Origin of the sequence: Micromonospora sp. NBC_01405 (assembly GCF_045040155.1) — a bacterium.
GTDB lineage: Bacteria > Actinomycetota > Actinomycetes > Mycobacteriales > Micromonosporaceae > Micromonospora.
In genome coordinates this window covers 6,729,830-6,747,902 of the sequence record NZ_CP109532.1, presented here as the reverse complement: position 1 = coordinate 6,747,902, position 18,073 = coordinate 6,729,830, and the positions used below count along the sequence as shown (strand labels likewise).

Annotated in this window: 8 protein-coding genes; 4 read left to right on the top strand and 4 right to left on the bottom strand. The window is 71.1% G+C overall.

The window, feature by feature from the left end; genetic code table 11:
* Positions 1-51 precede the first annotated feature (51 nt).
* The 4 genes from OG559_RS29015 to OG559_RS29000 all read left to right on the top strand — a co-directional run bounded on the left by OG559_RS29015 (position 52) and on the right by OG559_RS29000 (position 13,566).
* The gene (locus OG559_RS29015) at positions 52-5,451 is read left to right on the top strand and encodes an SDR family NAD(P)-dependent oxidoreductase (protein WP_405109662.1); all 5,400 of its coding nucleotides are present in this window, start codon (positions 52-54) and stop codon (positions 5,449-5,451) included.
* Entirely contained in the window at positions 5,438-7,621 is a 2,184-nt protein-coding gene (locus OG559_RS29010; RefSeq protein ID WP_405109659.1) for a lantibiotic dehydratase, read from the top strand. The genes OG559_RS29015 and OG559_RS29010 overlap by 14 nt, the downstream gene beginning before the upstream one ends.
* A 181-nt stretch (positions 7,622-7,802) precedes the next feature.
* A complete protein-coding gene (locus tag OG559_RS29005; protein ID WP_405109656.1) occupies positions 7,803-8,762 on the top strand; it encodes a zinc-binding alcohol dehydrogenase family protein in 960 nt (319 codons plus the stop codon).
* Positions 8,749-13,566, top strand: coding sequence for an amino acid adenylation domain-containing protein (locus OG559_RS29000; RefSeq protein WP_405109653.1), 4,818 nt, complete (start codon positions 8,749-8,751; stop codon positions 13,564-13,566). Before OG559_RS29005 ends, OG559_RS29000 begins: the two co-directional genes overlap by 14 nt.
* Before the next feature lie 3 nt (positions 13,567-13,569).
* Here the strand turns inward: OG559_RS29000 and OG559_RS28995 are convergent, their stop codons facing one another.
* The 4 genes from OG559_RS28995 to OG559_RS28980 form a co-directional block, all read right to left on the bottom strand.
* Positions 13,570-13,809, bottom strand: a complete 240-nt coding sequence (locus tag OG559_RS28995; protein WP_405109650.1) for an acyl carrier protein — start codon at positions 13,807-13,809, stop codon at positions 13,570-13,572.
* Between the two features lie 9 nt (positions 13,810-13,818).
* A complete protein-coding gene (locus OG559_RS28990) occupies positions 13,819-14,892 on the bottom strand; it encodes a GNAT family N-acetyltransferase (RefSeq protein ID WP_405109647.1) in 1,074 nt (357 codons plus the stop codon).
* Between the two features lie 983 nt (positions 14,893-15,875).
* The gene (trpS, locus tag OG559_RS28985) at positions 15,876-16,961 is read right to left on the bottom strand and encodes a tryptophan--tRNA ligase (protein ID WP_405109644.1); all 1,086 of its coding nucleotides are present in this window, start codon (positions 16,959-16,961) and stop codon (positions 15,876-15,878) included.
* A 302-nt stretch (positions 16,962-17,263) separates the two neighbouring features.
* Positions 17,264-18,061 (bottom strand): ABC transporter permease, encoded by a 798-nt coding sequence (locus OG559_RS28980; RefSeq protein WP_405109641.1) that lies wholly within the window; start codon positions 18,059-18,061, stop codon positions 17,264-17,266.
* Between the last annotated feature and the right edge of the window lie 12 nt (positions 18,062-18,073).

Below are 18,073 nucleotides of genomic sequence, written 5' to 3'. Positions count from 1 at the left end.
ACGCCCGACTATCGTCCCGGAGGCTGGTTGGCCCAAAAGTATTGTAAGGGAGTGTTGGTGCCAGACACTCACGGCGCATCCGACAACGCCATAGCTATTGTCGGAGTGGCGGCACGGTTACCGGGCGCACGCAATGTCCGTGAGTTTTGGCGCAACCTCCAAGGCGGTGTGGAGTCTGTCGAGCGACTCGCCCCCGAGGTGGCGCGCGCACGGCAACTTCCGTCCGAAGCGGTGGACACGCCGGGTTTCCAACCGGTTACAAGTACCGCCGCCGATCTCGACCTGTTCGATCCTGAGTTCTTCGGATTCACACAACGTGAGGCCGAGCTTTGCGATCCGCAGTTCCGGCTGTTCCTCGAGCTTTCCTACACCGCGCTCACCGACGCGGGCTACGACCCGCGCGGGATCGGGCAGCGGGTGGGCGTGTTCGGGGGCGCGACCACGAACCGGTACCGGACCGACTACATCGAACGCAATCGCGCCGTCAGTCGCGCCGCCGGCCTGACCAGCATGAGCACCGGCAACAACCCGGACTACATCGCCCCGCTGGTGTCGTACCGCCTCGGGTTCATGGGGCCGAGCGTGTCCGTCTACACCGCGTGCTCGACGTCCCTGGTCGCGGTGCACCAGGCGATGCAGGCGCTGCGCCGCGGCGAGTGTGATGTCGCGATCGCCGGCGGCGTGCAGGTCGACCTGCCGTTGGGCGGCGGCTACCCGTACCTGGAGGGTGGGATCCTGTCGCGGGACGGGCACGTCCGTCCGTTCGCGGCCGATGCCACCGGCACGATCTTCGCCGACGGCGGCGCGCTGGTGGTGCTCAAGCCGTTGGCTGCGGCAACGGCGGCCGGCGACCAGGTGTACGCGGTGATCAGGGGCTCTGCGGTCAACAACGACGGCAACCGGCGGGCCGGGTTCACCGCGCCCGGTGTGGACGGTCAGCTGGAGCTGGTCCGGGCGGCGTTGGACGACGCTCAGGTGCATCCCGAGGCGATCGGGATGGTCGAGGCGCACGGCACCGGCACGGTCGTCGGTGACCCGATCGAGGTGGCGGCACTGAGCGCCGCATACCGGGAGCGCACCGAACGTCGCCAGTACTGCTGGCTCGGTTCGGCGAAGGGCAACCTCGGCCACCTCGGCCCGGCGGCCGGCACGGTCGGCCTGCTCAAGGCGATCCTCGCGGTCCGCGACGGCGTCATCACACCGACCATCAACTGCGTCGAGCCGAACCCGGCGATGGACCTCGCGAACTCCCCGTTCCGGCTGGCCAGGGAGGTCCAGCACTGGTCCAACCCCGAGTGGCTCGACCGGGACGCGCCGCGGATCGCCGCGGTGAGTTCGTTCGGCATCGGCGGCACCAACGCCCACGTCATCGTCGAGCAGCCACCGGCGCCGCCGGAGCCACCGGCTCGGACGACGGGGACGCCGCAGCTGTGGCCGGTGTCCGCCCGTTCCGCCGACGCCCTCGCCGCCAGTTGCGCGGCGCTGGCCGAGCACCTCGGCGACGCCGGGCACGACCCGGCCGACGTGGCGTTCACGTTGCAGGAAGGGCGGGCCGCGTTCGCGCACCGCAGGCTGGTGGTGGCCGGCGACCCGCAGGCGGCGGTCGCGGAGCTGGGCGGCGAGCCGACGGTACGCACCGTCGCAGGGGTCGCGGGGTCGCCGCAGGTGACGTTCCTGTTCCCCGGCCAGGGCGCGCAGTTCCCGGGCTCCGGGCGCGAGTTGTACCGGACCTGGCCGGTCTACCGGGACGCCGTCGACACCTGCGCCGACCAGTTGGCGCCGCTGCTCGGGTTCGATCTGCGGGAGCTGCTGAACGCCGAGGTCACCGACGAGCAGGCCGCGGCGAAGCTCAACGAGACCGCCGTGACCCAGCCCGCGTTGTTCACCGTGGAATGGGCCATGGCGCAGCTCCTGCGCTCGTTCGGCATCGAGCCGGTGGCGCTGCTGGGCCACAGCATCGGGGAGATCGTGGCGGCGACGGTCGCCGGCGTGTTCGCGCTGCCGGACGCGTTGCGGCTGGTCGCGCGGCGGGGACGGCTGATGCAGGCGCTGCCGCCGGGCGGCATGCTGTCGCTGTCGCTGGGCGCGGAAGCGGTACGGGCGATGCTGCCGAGCGAGCTGGACATCGCCGCGAGCAACTCGCCGTCGTCGTGCGTCGTGTCCGGTGAGCTGGCCGCGGTCGAGCAGTTCGCGCAGGAACTGGCCGACATCGGGCTGTCCGGCTCCCTGCTGCGCACGTCGCACGCGTTCCACTCGCGGATGATGGCACCGATCTGCGACGACCTGGCAGCGCTGGTGGACAGCTTCCCCCGGCAGGCGCCGCGGCTGCGGTACCTGTCGAACGTCACGGGCGACTGGATCACCGACGAGCAGGCGACGAGCGCCGCGTACTGGGCGACGCACGTACGGCAGGAAGTGCGGCTGGAGGACTGCCTGGCGCGGCTCGACGAGCTGGCCGACGCGGTGCACGTCCAGGTCGGGCCGGGGCAGTCGATGTGCGTCTTCGCCCGCCAGTACGCCGCCAGTCAGGGCCGGTCGACGAGCGCGCTGACCACGATGGCGCTGCCGAACGACACCACCGCCACCGACGTGACGGTGCTGGCGACCACGGTGGGCCGGCTGTGGGTGTCCGGCGTCGGCCTGGACTTCTCGGCGGTGCGGACGACCGACGGCGGGCGGCGGGTGAGCCTGCCCGGTTACCCCTACGAGCGGCGGCGCTGCTGGGTGGACCCGGATCCGGTGCGCCCGGGGGTGTTCGAGGACGACGTCGAGGTGCCCAACGACCCGTTGCTCACGCCGTTGTACCTGCCGGCGTGGCGGTCGCAGCCGGTGCCGCGCCGGGGCGGGAGCCTGCTCGGCGAGACGTGGCTGGTCCTCGCGGGCGACGACCCGGTGGGCGCGGAGATCATCGCGGAGGCCCGGCGGCGGGACGTGTTCGTGCTGCCCGCGTACGCCGGCCCGGGGTTCGTGTCGGCACCGGACGGCTACGAGTTCGACCCGGACGACAGCCACGACGTGGAACTGCTGGTGGAGGCGGTGTACCAGGCGGGTCTGCTGCCGGACCGCATCGTCTACGCGGTGTTCGACGGCGGCCCGGCCGTCGATCCGGAACTGGTCGCGATGCGGGGCTACCACCGGATGGCGGCGTTGGCCAAGGCGATGCTGCGGACCTTCCGGGCCGAGGTGGAACTGGTGGCGGTCACCGACCGGGTGTGGTCGGTCAACGGCGAGCCGGCGCGGCCCGAGGGCGCCACCGTCGCCGGTCCGTTGCGTACCCTGCCGCGTGAGCTCAGCACGGTACGGGTGCGGCAGGTCGACGCGGCGCTGACCGCCGCGGCGGTCGCGGTGGCCGTGGTCGGTGAGATCGGTGCCGGCGGCGACGCGGAACTGGTGGCGCTTCGCGGACATCGGCGCTGGGTGCACCACCACGCGTCGATCCCGAACGAACCGGTGAGCGTGCCGCGGCCGGTCGACGGCAGCGGCGTCCTGCTCATCACCGGTGGGCTCGGCGGCCTCGGCCTGGCGATCGCGCAGGACCTGGCGGAGCGGCAATCGACCGACTTGGTGCTGGTGAGCCGGGGCGGACTGCCGGACCGGGAGCGCTGGGACGACCCGGGCACGCCGCACGGCGTGCGGGACCAGATCGCGGCGGTCAGGCGGATCGAGGCGAGCGGCGCCCGGGTGCTGGTGCTGCGCGCCGACGTGACCGACGCCGACGCGATGGCGTCGGTGGTGCGGCGGAGCCAGGCCGAGCTGGGCCCGATCACCGGGATCATCCACGCTGCCGGAATCGCCGGGGGACAACTGCTGGCACTGCACGACGCGGAGACGGCCGATCGGGTGCTGGCGCCGAAGGTGCGTGGCACGCTCGTGCTCGACGCGCTCGTGCGGGCCGGTCAGCTGCCCGAGCTGGACTTCATCGCGCTCTTCTCGTCGATCGTCGCCGTCTCGGCCGACTACGGGCACAGTGACTACGCGGCGGCGAACACGTTCCTCGACGCGTACGCCACGTCCCACGCGGACGGTTCGCCGTACGTGGTGGCGATCAACTGGTGGGGCTGGCAGGAGGTCGGCATGGTGTCGACCGACCGCGCCGGGGAGGGGTTCCGCACCCTGCGACGGCTGCGGGGCGGCTCGGCGGTGACGGCGCTCGACCACCCGTTGGTGCACCGCGCGTCGCCCGACGGGGAGGGCTGGACCTTCGAGGTCGACCTGGACGTGGACAGCCACTGGGTGTTGACCGATCACCGGATCGGCGGCGTCGGTGTGCTGCCGGGCACGAGCCTGCTGGAAATGGTCCACGCGGCTGCCCGGCACGTGTGGGGTGAGGTGCCGGTACGGCTCGAGGACGTCGTCTTCATCGACCCGGTGCGCGTCACGGCGGCAGCGACCGGAACGATCACGCTGTCGCCGGCGCACGCGGGCGGATTCGAATTCGCGATCAGCTTCGCCCTCGCGGGCCAGTCGGCCACGGTGCACTGTCGCGGCAAGGTCCGTGCCGTACCGGACGGCACCGCCGAGCGTATCGACATCGCGGAGTTCCGGGAGGAACTGGTCGAGGAGGACGCGACCCAGCCGTACTCGGGGCTCGTCGCGTTCGGGCAGCGGTTCCAGGCGGTCAGCCGGTACTGGGCGAAGGACAACCGGGGCCTGGTCGAGTTGGAGCTGCCGGCGGTGGGGCGCGACGACGCGGACCGGTACGCGCTGCATCCGGCGTTGCTGGACCGGGCGGTCTACGGGTTGTCCGGCGTCGAGGGTCGCCGCTACCTGCCGTTCCTGTACCGGTCGGTGGAGGTGCACCGCCGTATTCCGGAACGGTGCTGGGTGGTGCAGACCTATCACAGCGACCCGACGCGACCGGAGTTCATGGAGATCGACGAGGTCATCGTCGACGCCGACGGCACGGTCTGCGTGACCGTGAAGGGGTACTCGCTGCGCAGCGTGGACGAGGCGGCGGCGGTCACGGCCGCGGTGCCGGGGGTCGAGCAGGCCGCTCGCGGCGCCGGAATGCTGACCAACGCCGAGGGCGGCGAACTGTTCCGGCGGATCATGCGGATGCGACCGGGGCCGCAGGTCATCACGTCGATCGGATCGCTGCCGGAGCGGTTGGCGATCGCCCGTACGTTCAACCAGCAGGCGGTCGAGGCGGCGGAGACGGTCGCCGAGCCGATACGCACGATCGGTACGACGTTCGTGGCGCCGCAGACCCCGGTTCAGCGGGAGCTGGCGCGGCTGTGGTGTGAGTCGCTCGGGCTGACCCAGGTCGGTATCGACGACGACTTCTTCCTGCTCGGCGGCTCGTCGCTGACGGTGGTGCAGCTGGCGTCGCGGATCCGGGAGCGGCTGACGGTGGAGTTGTCCGCCGCGGACATGTTCGAGTACCCGACCATCCGCAAACTGGCGGGCCTGCTGGATTCGGATTCCGACCGGACCGCCAATGCCATCGGCTGAGTACGAGTTCGGCCACGGACAACGGTGGCGGGTGTGGCCGACCCTCGTGGCGCGTACCGCCGGGATGCCGTTCGACTGGCTGGAGATCGAGGCGACCGGCGATTTCGACGTCGACGAGAAGGCAGCGCGGCAGGCGCTGGCAGCCGTCGACGAGCAGCCACGGCTGCGGGAGGCACTGCTGTGGCAGAACCCCGCGGTCTACCGTCGCCGGTACCGTGCCCGCGAGAAGGCGGGAAAGCCGAGCGAACAACGCAAACGGGACCGGGCACTGTGGGCCTACGCCTCCCGGTACTGCGCCAAGAACGACATGATCGGCTTCTTCGGCCCGGTCGTCTGGGGGCGGTGGACCGACGGGCCCACCGACGTCAGCGAAGCGGGCCGGCCACCACGGCAACGTGGCACGTTCTTCGAGTCGTGGGCGATCCGCGCCGTCACCGACGCCCTGCACGAACGGCACGACCTGAGCCGCTGGACAGTACCGCGACGTGCGCCGGTGACCCACCTGGAAGGCGAGACGCTGTTGCTCGCCGACGGCACCGAACTGCGGCTGTCGGCGCTGCGCAGCCGGGTGCTGCAACTGTGCGACGGCCGTCGTACCGTCGACGACGTCGTGGCGGAGGTCGCCGACACCGACCGCGACACGGTGCTCGCCGAGATCGACCGGCTGCGGACGATGCGGCTACTGACCAGCGGTTTCGCGGTGATCCGAGGCGTGAGACCGGAGCGTGCGCTGCGGGGCCAGTTGCTGCGGGTGACCGACCCGGCCCGACGCGCGGCGGCGCTGACCGACCTCGACCGGGTCGTCGAGGCGCGGGACCGGGTGGCCGCGGTACGCGAGGACCTGCCCGCGCTCGACGCCGCACTGACCGACCTCGACGCCCGGTTCGTCGAGCTGACCAGCGGCAACGCGTACCACCGGGCCGGCGACTTCTATGCCGGGCGCACCGTGCTGTTCCAGGACTGCCTGGGCGACCTCGACGTCTCGCTGAGCACCCGGCTGCTCGCCGACGTCGGACCGGCGCTGGACCTGGTGCTCGCCGGGGCCGCGTGGTACTGCCGTCGCACCGCCGCCGAGTACGAGGCGTGGCTCACGCCGCAGGTGGACCCGGTGGCGGGGGTGCCGCTGCTCAACGTCATGGATATGGTCGGCAGGTCGGCCACGTACGGCGACTCGTCGCCGCCCGCGGAGGCCGCCGCCGCGGAGCTGCGGCGCCGCTGGGAGAGCCTGCTGGTGCCCGATCCCGACGCCAGGGCGGTGCAGCTGACCAGCGAGGGCCTGCGGGCCGGTGTCGAGGCGGCGTTCCCGGCCGGCCCGCCGCTGTGGGCGCAGGCCCGCTGGCACAGCCCCGACCTGATGTTCGCGGCCACGGACCTGGAGCAGGTGCGCGCCGGCCGGGCGTTGACGGTGCTGGGCGAGGTGCATCCGGCCATGCAGACCATGGACGTGCTGTCGGCGTACGAGTTCCATCCGGATCGCCCGGCGCTGTACGCGCTGATCGACGAGGCGATGGGCGACGACCGGGTCATGCCGCTCTACCAGCTCGGCTCGGGCGTGCTCAACTCCCGCACGGTGCCGCCGGACACGTACCTGTCGGCGCGGTACCGCTACCTCGGACTCACCGCGGAGGCGCCGTACGGGCCGGCCGACAGGCTGCTGCCCGCTTCCCGGCTACGGCTGCGGCGCGGCGACGCGGGACTCGTGGTGACCGACGTGCGGGGCGACTTCGAGGCACCGGCGGTACAGGTGTTGGGCGACTTCCTGTCGCACGCGGCGGCGCAGCGGTTCGGCATGTTGCCGACCCGCCCCCACCAGCCGCGGGTCACGGTCGACAACCTGGTCGTGGCGCGGGAGTCGTGGACGGTCCCGGCGGGACGCCTGGACGGCGCGGCTCGGGTGTCGCATGCCGCGGCCGGTCGGCTGCGCGACGAGCTGGGCCTGCCCCGGCACGTCTTCGCCACCATTGCCGGAGAACGCAAGCCGTTCCATGTCGACCTGTCGAACCCGATGTCACTGGCGGTGCTCAACCACCGACTACGACGGCGGGGAAACGCCCAGCTCCGGTTCAGCGAGATGCTGCCAGGGCCGGAGCAGCTGTGGCTCAAGGACGCCCACGGCCGGCGGTACACCGGGGAGTTCAGGTTCGTCTGCGTGGATCGGCTCGGCCGATGAGCGTTCACCTGGCGCCGACGACGCCGGCTGCCCGCCGCGGCCCGCCCGGCCGCGCGGCACCATGTCGTGACCGGGGATTGGTTCTTCGTCGTCGACACCGAGCGGTCGGTGGCGGCGACGCTGTTTGGTCAGATCATCGGCCGCAGGGTGCGGTGGTGCTGGTGTTTCGGTGGGAGGCAGTGTGAAAGCCGTCGTGGTGGAGCGGTTCGGCCCCGCGGAGTCGCTTTCGGCGACCGACTTCGCCGAACCGGTACCGGGCGAGAACGAGGTCCTCGTCCGGGTGGAGAAGGCCGGTGTCAACTTCGCCGACAAGCACGTCGTCGAAGGCTCCTACAGTTACCGGCCCTCGTTGCCGTACATCCCGGGCATCGAGGCGGTCGGCACCGACCCCGACGGGCGGCGGGTCGTCGCGTTGCCCCGTACCGGTGGGGCGTGGGCGGAGTGGGTGGCCGCGCCCGCCGCGACGTTGGTCGCGGTGCCCGACGCCATCACCGACCTGCAGGCACTCGCGGTGGCCAACCAGGGGTTCGCGGCGTGGCACATCCTGCGTACCGCGGGCCGGATGACCCGGCAGGACACCGTGGTGGTCACCGCCGCCGCCGGCGGCGTCGGGTCGCTGGCGGTGCAGCTGGCCCGGGCGTGGGGCGCCAAGCGGGTGATCGCGCTCGCGTCCACCGGGACCAAGCGTGACCTCGCGGTCCAGCTCGGCGCCGATGTGGCGCTCGACCCGACCTCCGAGGACCTCGCCGACGAGTTGGCCGCCGCGAACGACGGCAAGCCGGTCGACCTGTACCTGGAGATGTCGGGCGGTGCCGCCCTCGACACCGCGCTCGCGTCGCTGGGGCGGCTCGGCCGACTGGTCACCTACGGCGCGGCGTCGGGCCGGGGCAGCACACCGATCCGCTCCGAGTCGCTGATGCAGGGTTCCCGCAGCGTCGTCGGTTTCTGGGCGAACGACCTGGTCACCCGCTATCCGCGGATCACGGCGGAGACGATGACCGGTCTGTTCGCGATGATCAGCAGGGGCGCCCTGACCCCGGTCACCGAGCACGTGTATCCGCTGGCCGAGGCGGGCAAGGCGCTGACGGCGCTGGCCAACCGGGAGACGACAGGGAAGCTCATCCTCGATGTCACCGGCTGACGGGGAACCGTTCACGTCACCGACCGACGAGGGACTGTTCTCGCTGATCAGCGCGGCAGGGCGGCGCGACCCCGAGCTGGCCGCGATCCGCTCCGGCGACCGGTCGATCAGTTACGCGCGGCTGCTCACCACCGCGTCGTGGCTGGCGGGGCAGTTGCGCGCCGCCGGTGTCGGGCCGGGCGACGTCGTCGCGGTCTGCGCCGGGCGGTCGACCGAGTACCTCCTCGGCATCCTCGCCGCGCTCGCCGCCGACGCGGTGTTCCTGCCGATCGACCCGGACACGCCACCGGGCCGGGTCGCCGCCGTGCTCGGCGAGGCCGCCCCGGCCGCCATCCTGCGGGCGCCATCGTCTCCCCTGCCGGGGACGACGACGCCGGTCATCGACCTGGACTGGGCGGCGGCCCCGGCCGCCGCCCCGGTGGCGCAGCCGACGGCGCACGGCGACGATCCGGCGTACCTCATCTACACCTCCGGTTCCACCGGCACGCCCAAGGGGGTGCTCTGCCACCACCGGGGGATCAGCAACCTGCTGGCCGACTTCGCGGCGCGGCAGCCGCTCGCCCCGGGCGCGGTCGGCACGATGTGGTCGTCGGTCGGCTTCGACGCGTCGGTGTACGAGATCTTCTCGGTGCTGCTCGCCGGCGGCACCCTGCTGGTCGTGCCCGACGACGTGCGGCTGGAGCCGGGGGCGATGTTCGCGCTGATGGCCCGGCACGCGGTGGCGACCGCCTACCTGCCACCGGCCATCCTGCCGTCGCTGCGCACGTGGGTGGACGCGCACCCGGGTGCGCTCACGCTGCGACGGCTGATGGTCGGCGTGGAACCGATCCCGGAGCGGCTCCTGCACAGGATCGCCGCCGCCGTCCCGGGGCTGAAGATCATCAACTCGTACGGGCCGACCGAGGCCCACGTCATCGCCACCGCGTACGACATCACCGGCGACGACCCCGAGCCGGACGACGGCCGGACCCCGATCGGCACGGCGGTACGCGGCGTCACCACGCACGTCCTCGACCCCGACAACCGCCCGGTCGCCGCCGGGCAGGTCGGCGAGCTGTGGGTCGGCGGCGTCCAGGTGGCGCTCGGCTACCACCGGCGGCCGGAACTCACCCGGGAACGCTTCGTCCCCGACCCCTTCGACACCGCCCGTTCCGCCCGCCTGTACCGCACCGGCGACCTGGTGAGACGTCGCCCCGATGGCAACCTCGTCTACTGCGGACGCGTCGACCGGCAGATCAAACTGCGCGGATTCCGCGTCGAACCGGCCGAGGTGGAGGCGGTGCTCGAACGCCACCCCGGTGTGTCGGGCGTGGTCGTCGTGCAGCCGGAGTCGGCCGCCGAGACGCTCTGCGCCTACGTCACCGGCGCGGGCACCGCGGAATCCCTTCTCGCCCACGCGCGTGAGCTGCTGCCGGACTACATGGTGCCGAACTGGGCGGTCTTCGTCGCCGAGTTCCCGTTGACGGCGAACGAGAAGCTCGACCGGGCAGCCCTTGCCCGGCGTCCTCCACCGATCGCTCCGACCGGCGACAACGCGCCTCGGACGCCGACCGAGGCGACGCTGGCCCGCCTGTGGGCGGAGGTGCTCGGCGTCGAGGCGATCGACGTGGCTGCCGATTTCACCGCGCTGGGCGGGCACTCGCTGGCCGCGGTGCGGCTGGGCGGGCGGATCCGACGCGACTTCGGGGTCACCCTGACCGTGGCCGACGTCTACCGGCACCGCACCGTGTCGGCCGTCGCCGCGGCCATCGACGCTCAGGCAGCCACCACCGCGGTGCCGAGCGCCGCGCGGCCGAGCCGGCGGATCGGGCCGCTCTCGTCGGCGCAGCAGGCGTTGCTGCTGCTGCACCGGCTGTACCCGAACTGCCAGGCGTACACCCTGGCGGTGCCGCACCGCCTGACCGGTGACCTCGACGTCGCCGCCCTCTCGACGGCGCTGAACCTGCTGGTGGAACGGCATTCGGCGCTGCGCACGATCATCACGACGGTTGGCGACCGGGACGTCCAGCGCGTCGTCGACCACGAGCCGATCGACCTGCCGGTGGTGACGGTGTCGGAGGAGAAACTGGCGAAGCACTGCGCGGCCGAGGTCACGGCGGCGGATTTCGACCTGTCCGGAGGCCGGCTGTTCCGGGCGGTGCTGTTCCGGATGGGAGCCGACCAGCACGCGTTGTTGCTGCTGGCGCACCACATCGTCACCGACGGCTGGTCGTTCAACGTGATCCAGTGCGATCTCGGGCTGGCGTACGAGGCCGTCCGAGCTGGTCGGGCTCCGGCGTGGGAGCCGTTACCGGCGCAGTTCATCGACCTGGCGGCCGAGCAGCAGGCCCCCGGATACCAAAAGACAGTCACCGCTGAGCTGGACTTCTGGCGGCGGGAACTGGCCGCGATTCCGGCGCCGCTGCGGCTGCCGGTGCAGCGGGTACGGCCGGCCCGGCCACGGTTTCACGGCGGCCGGGTGACGGTTCCGGTGGCGGAGTCCACCATGGACGCCGTCCGGGACCTGGCACGGGCGCTGCACACCACGGTGTTCGCCGTGCTCGTCACCTGCGTCCAGGTGATCGTCGCCCGGTACAGCGGTCGCGACGAGTTCCTGCTGGGTATGCCGGTGGCGGGGCGTGACGACCTGCGGGCCGAGGACGCGGTCGGGTTCTTCAACAACTCGCTGGCGCTGCGCTGCGAGGTGGCCGACGACGCGACGGTCGCGGAGCTGACCACCGCCACGCACGAGCGGCTCATGGGGGCGTTGGCGCACCCGCATGTCCCGTTCGACGTGCTGGTACGCGAGGTGAACGCCCCCCGCACGCCGGGCGCGAACCCGCTGTTCCAGATGTGGTGCAACATGCTCTCCTACCCGCCGGCGCCGCTGCGGCTGCCCGGCTGTGTGGTCGAGCCGCTGCCGGTGCCGCTGGCCGGGGCGCTGTTCGACCTGTCCTGGTACTTCGTCGAGGACGGCGCCGGCCTGAACGTCGAGGTCGTCTACGATGCGGAGCTCTTCGAGGCCGGCCACGCCCGGGCGATGGCCGAACACCTGCGCACGCTGCTGCCACTGGCCGCCACCGCGCCGGACGGCGCGATCCGTGACCTCGACTTCGGGCTGCACGACCCCGGCCGGGCGCCACGACAGTTCGTCACGCCGGGCCCGCGCATCGTGGACCGGTTCCGGGAGGCCGCGTCGCGGGACGGGGCGGCACCCGCGATCGACGACTCGTACTCGTACGCGGAGCTGGACGCGGCGGTCACGGTCCTCGCCGCCGGCTGGCGCGGGAAGGGTCCGATCGGCATCGTGGCGGGGCGGACCCCCGCGCTGCCGGTCGGTGTGCTCGCGGCGCTCGCGGCCGGCGTTCCGTTCGTGTTGTTCGACGCGGCGCAGCCGCTCGCCCGGTTGCGCCGGATGATCGCGCAGGCGCGGCTCAGCCACTGGTGGGATGCCACCGACGGGCAGTACCCGGAACTGGTCGGGCAGCTCGACGGCGGTGACTGGGGCGCGGGTGCCGACGTCGCTGACGGCACCGCGTACGTCGCCTTCACGTCCGGCACCACCGGTGCGCCCACGGCCATCGCCGCCGGCGAGGAACCGCTGCGGGCATTCCTGGAGTGGTACGTGCCGCGGTTCGGCCTCACCGCGCAGGACCGGTTCGTCCTGTTGTCCGGGGTCGGACATGATCCGCTCTTCCGCGACGTGCTCACGCCGCTGTCCATCGGCGCGCGGCTCTTCGTACCTCCGCGGGCGGCGGTGGAGTCACAGATCGCGATGGTGCGGTGGCTCGCCGAGATCGAGCCGACGGTCCTGCACCTGACACCCGCCCTGGGGCGGCTGTTGAGTGCCGCGGCGGTCGTCGAGGGAGTCACGCTGCCGTCGGTGCGGCTGGTGGGGTTCGGCGGCGCCGCGATGACGCGCGTGGGAACCGCCGATGCCCGGGTCCTGTTCCCGCAGGCACAGCTGATGTCGTACTACGGCACCACCGAGACGCCACAGGTGGTGAGCGTGGCAGACCTGGGGACCGACGCGGGCATCGGTTCCGGTGGACCGACCGCGCAGGTGTCGGTGGTCACGCCCTCCGGTGCGCCCGCACCGGTGAACGGCGCGGGCGAGATCGTCGTACGCAGCCCGTACCTGGCCCTGGGTTACCTGGGCGACCCCGCCCGGACGGTGCGACAGTTCCGGCTCAGCGACGGTGTGCGTGAGTACCGCACCGGCGACGTGGGCTACATCCGGCCGGACGGCACCGTCGTGATCAGCGGGCGGGCGGATCGGCAGATCACCGTCAACGGTCTCCGGGTGGAGCCGGCGGAGCTGGAACTCGTCGCCCGGGAACACCCCCTGGTACGTGACTGCGTGGTGACGACTGCGGTCCGGTCGTCGTCGACCGAGGTCGTCGCCTTCGTGGAAGGCGACCCGGGGGCGCTGACCGGCGACACCGTGCTCCGGCACTTCGCGGAACGGCTGCCGGCGACCATGGTGCCGACCCGGGTGATGGTCATGCCGGCGTTCCCGTTGACCCCGAACGGCAAGCCGGACATGGCCCGGCTGGCGGACATCGCGAAGACCGCCACCAGCGCGCCGGCCTCTCCCGTCAAGGGAGCCGCCGCGCTGGTGGCCACGATCACGCAGGTCTGGAGCACGGTGCTGGGCACGCGACCGGCGGGGCCGGAGGTCAACTTCTTCGACTGCGGCGGCACGTCGGCCGACCTGCTGAAGGTGCAGACGGAGCTGTCCCGTCGGTTGTCGCGGGAGGTGGCGCTGCTGGACCTGTTCCGCTATCCGACGATCGCGGGCCTCGCGGCGGCGCTGGCCACCTGACCGCTACCCGCTCCAGGCGGGTGCCGCCGCGACGGCGGGGGCCAGCGTCGCCGGAGTGGGGAAGTCGAGGATGTCGAGCAGATCGACGTCCTTCGCCAGATCCGTCCGGATGAGGGCCCGGATACGCACCGCCGTCAGTGACGTGCCACCGAATTCCACGAAATCGCTCTCCGCGCCGAGCGCGTCGTTCTTCAGCGCCGTTCGCCAGATGGTGACCAGTTGTGTAGTGACATCGCCAGACATGGGTTCCCTCTATCTTGTGTTCATTGTGCCGAGTGGCACGGCGACGCTGGTCAGTCGCAGCAGTTCGGCGCCTCGTGCGAGTTTCGCCTCAAGGCTTCCGCGACCAAGTATCAGCCGTTGCGCCCCTGCCTCGATCGCGAGCCGCAGCGGTTCGTAGACGACCAGATTGAAATACGAGTACGTGCCCGCGGTCCGCTCGTAGTCACAGCCCCAGCACCGCACCCGCCACATCTTGTCCTGCCGCCAGACGATCGTGAACGCGACCGGGTCGCTGAGGTCAGGATCGTCGTCGCCGAACACCGCCAGGCAGGTCGCCTGATCGCCCAGCGTGCGCGCGATGCTGGCCAGGTAGTTCTCGTAGTCCGCGACGGTGCCGGCCACCCCGTACTTCAGTTCCACATTCCGCAGCAGCGGCGCCAGACGCCCGTGGCATGCCGACAGATCGACCTCGACGATTCGTAATCCCGCCGCCCGGAAGCGCCGCTGCTCCTTGCGGATCATCTCCCGTCGACTCGAAGACTGCGCCGCCAGGTATCCCGCGAAGGAGTCGAAGGCCACCGGGACGAATGCCTCGTTGCTCTCCACCAGCACCGGGTCGTCCGCCGCGACCAACGGCAGCACCGCCGCCAGCAGTTCGTCGTCCAACAGTGGAAAGCACGCGAAGTCCAGCCGCTCGGACTGTTCCGTCACCAGCTTCCAGCCGGCTTTCAGCAGGGCGGCCCGCACGGGGCCCGACTCGGCGGCGGGGCTCACCGCGGCCATCGCCGGTGCCCGGCCGAGCGAACCGAGGTAGCTGCCCGTACGCCATCCCCGGGTCGCCTCCGACCCTTCGAGCACCAGCCGGGGATGAGGCGCCACGGCGTACGGCTGCCCGACCGGATAAACCGGAAGGAGGCCCTTTGGGCCCGGCTTCCCGGCCCCGACGACGACATACCTCGCGACGTGGCCCATGGCCGCCAGGGCTCTGTCCACCCGCATCATTTCGAGCTGGTCGACTTGACCCACCAACGCCGGCCCCACGTCACGCAAAACCGTGAACAAATCAGTGCTGACTGTTACCTGGCTATCATCAGGCTGCGACATTGTGGGGAATGCTAAGGTCTGCCCCCGGCACTGTCAATGATGTCACCCACATCGTGCGGCGTATTCCGGGATGCCTGATTGTTGGGTGACCGGGCCGGTGCGTTCGGTTAGCGGTGGCGGGGGAGAGGGCGGCCTCGAAGACGAAAGCGAGGACGCGGGAAAGGGGTCTGGCGAAAAGAGCTACCGCCCGCATCGGTCTGCATCAGGAACTGACGAGCGCGGCCACCGGCATCACACTTCCGGCATCCTGAAGCATGGCGACGACCTGGGTGAGAGCGGTGCGGTGACGCTCCACATCCGCTGAGGAATGACGTCGGCACGCCAGTGGACGCGCAGTGACTCCTCGAATGCGCCGAGGTCGGCGTCGATCACCAGCGGAGCCGCCGAATGCGTCGCCACGGCACCCCAGGGGCCCCGGCAAAGTCGTGAAAGTCGGGCTTGGCAGGCCCCAGGGGATGCGGGGCCGACATCATCGGCCCTTGCCGGGTCGGTCTTTGCCGGGTCGGCCCCTGCGGGGGTCGGTCTTCGCCGGGTCGGTCTACCCCTCCGTTGGACCTATGGAGCTGCCCCGTTTGTGCTGTCGATGGAGCGGGAGCGTGGACGGGGCAGCTCCATAGGGGCCGGAGGACAGGTCCCCGACCGGGTGTGGGGCGCAATAATCGTCAGTCCGCCCGCCCGACTGCCCGGCGTACGGGGCGGCCTGGGGCGGCGTAGCAGCGACCTCCCGGGGCATCCAAGGCGCGGCGCGGAGTACGGCGGTTCCGACCGGACGATGCCCCCAGCCAGCCCTTGTGCAGCCGACGAAGGAACGCGCCCAGGTCCTCGTCCTGGGGAACCCGTTGCCGCAGATAGATCTGCCTGAGCCCCAGCGGGTCCACCACCCGCGCGTCCGAGGGGCCGCGCCCGCCGTGGAGATGGGACAGGGTGACCTCGTCGTCGCCGGTGAGGGTGGCGCAGGCGAGCACGGCGGCCCCGCACCGGCGTCAGGCGTTCCCGAGCGGGTAGTAGTCGGTGCCCATGAGCCGGCGCACGTCGGTGAGGGTCTGCTGGGCGATCCCGGAAGCGTGTTCGTTCCCCGCCCTGAGGACTGACATCAGGTGGCCGGGATCAGCCAGCAGCGCGCCGCGGCGCTCGCGGATCGGGCGGAAGAACTCGTTCACCGCCTCCGTCACGGCCTTCTTCAGCCCGGCGGCGCCACCGTCGGCACAGGCGGCCGCGAACTCCTCGGGACTCTGGCCCGCCGCCAGGGAGCCCAGCAGCACCAGGTTGGCGACCTCCGGCCGCTGATCCGGATCGTAGGTGACCTCCCTGATCGAGTCGGTCTTCGCACCCTTGATCAGCTTTGCGGTCTGCTCGGCCGTGGCGCCGAGACCGATGGCGTTGTTGAGGCTCTTGCCCATCTTCTTGCCATCGACCCCCAACAGCAGGGGAGCGTTGCTGAGCAGGATCTCAGGCTCCGGGAAGTAGGCCTCACCGGCACCGAACCGCTCGTTGAACCGCCGGGCGATGTCCCGGGTCACCTCCACGTGCGGCAACTGGTCCTTCCCGCCGGGCACCAGGTTGCCCTTGCAGAACAGAATGTCTGCGGCCTGGTGAACCGGGTAGGTGAACATCAGGCCATTCACCTGCGGCCGATTGGAGGAACGAATCTCCTCCTTGACAGTCGGGTTCCGCTGCAACTCGCTGACCGAAACCAGGCTCAGGAACGGCAACATCAACTGGTTCAGCTCAGGCACGTAACTGTGCGCAAAGATCGTGCACCGCTCGGGATCGAGCCCGATGGCGAGATAGTCGGCCATGCATTCGACGACGTTCTGGCCGATCTCGGCGCTGATGTCACGATCCGTGAAGACCTGGTAGTCGGCGAGCAGGACGAACAGCTCGACGCCGAGGTCCTGCAGGCGGAGCCGGTTCTGCAGAGTGCCGAAGTAGTGACCGACGTGCAGTCGACCGGTGGGGCGCTCCCCCGTCAGCATCCGGAACCGCTCGGGATGCTCCGAAATCTCCCGCACCAGGGCAGGGTTACGGGCTATCGCCGCAGCGAGCGGGGCATTCGGAGCCTCAGTCATCGGGCAAGTGTAATCGTGTCGGGCAGGTGTGGTCGGGCAGGGTGTGCCTGCCACCCCCAACGTTAGAACACCTCGCCGTGACGCCTCCGGTCGCGCAAGTGCAGTGGCCTGGCGAACTGAAACTGTTGTCGGTCGCGATGTCGGCCGACAGTGGGGAAAGGACGTCGGCGAAGACCTTGAGCCCGTCGTCCGCCGGCAGGCCCGCAAGGTTCGCGGTGACGACGCCCCCGCTCGACGTCACGTTCATCGAGTGCACCTCAGCCTCCGGCCTCGAACTCGTTGTCGCAGTAGCGTCCGTGCCCTCAGCTTCCGAACTCGAGGCTGCCGTCGGCGCGACCCTTGGTGACCACGCGGCTGATCGAGACGGTGGCCAGGGCGAACCAGCCGATGCCGACGAGCGCCTCCAGCGCGAGCCTCGGCCACACCTCGGACCAGGCGCCACCGGCGAGAACGGCGCGGATGGCTTGCAGGCCGTTGGTCAACGGGAACAGGTGGACAACCGGTTGCAGCCAGGCGGGCCAGAAGGAGATCGGAACGTTCACGCCGCAGAACGCCATGATGGGCAGGTAGCCGAGGTTCAGCACGATCACCTGCAGGCTGCGGTAGCGCACGGCGAGACCGGCCAGGAAGCAGCCGTAGCAGTAGCAGCTGAGCGCGACGAGAAGGATGATCGTCACCGCGGGCAATGCCTCCGGCCACGGCAGCGGCACGCCCAGCAACGGCGGCAGGACGAGCCAGCCGATGACAGAGCTGGCGATACCGCTGGCGAGCCAGTGCAGACCGCGCCCGAGGTACACGGGTACGTGGCTGGTCGGGGCTATCGCGAGCAGCGGCAGGGTGCCCAGCCGGCGCTCACCGGCCATCGTCAGCACGACGATCATCGACTCCAGGCACGAGAGCGCGACGATGTTGCCCACCAGCACGAACTGCATGGTGGCGTCGTCGGCGACGAACTTCCCGATCAACGCGAAGAACGTCACCTGCGTCAGCAGCCGTGCCACCCAGCCGAACAGCCAGGTGCGCCACGTGTGCACCGTTCGCATCTCCGCGATCGAGAACAGCAGCGACTGGTACCCGAGGCGCAGCCAACCGGTACCCAACGAAGAAGCTCG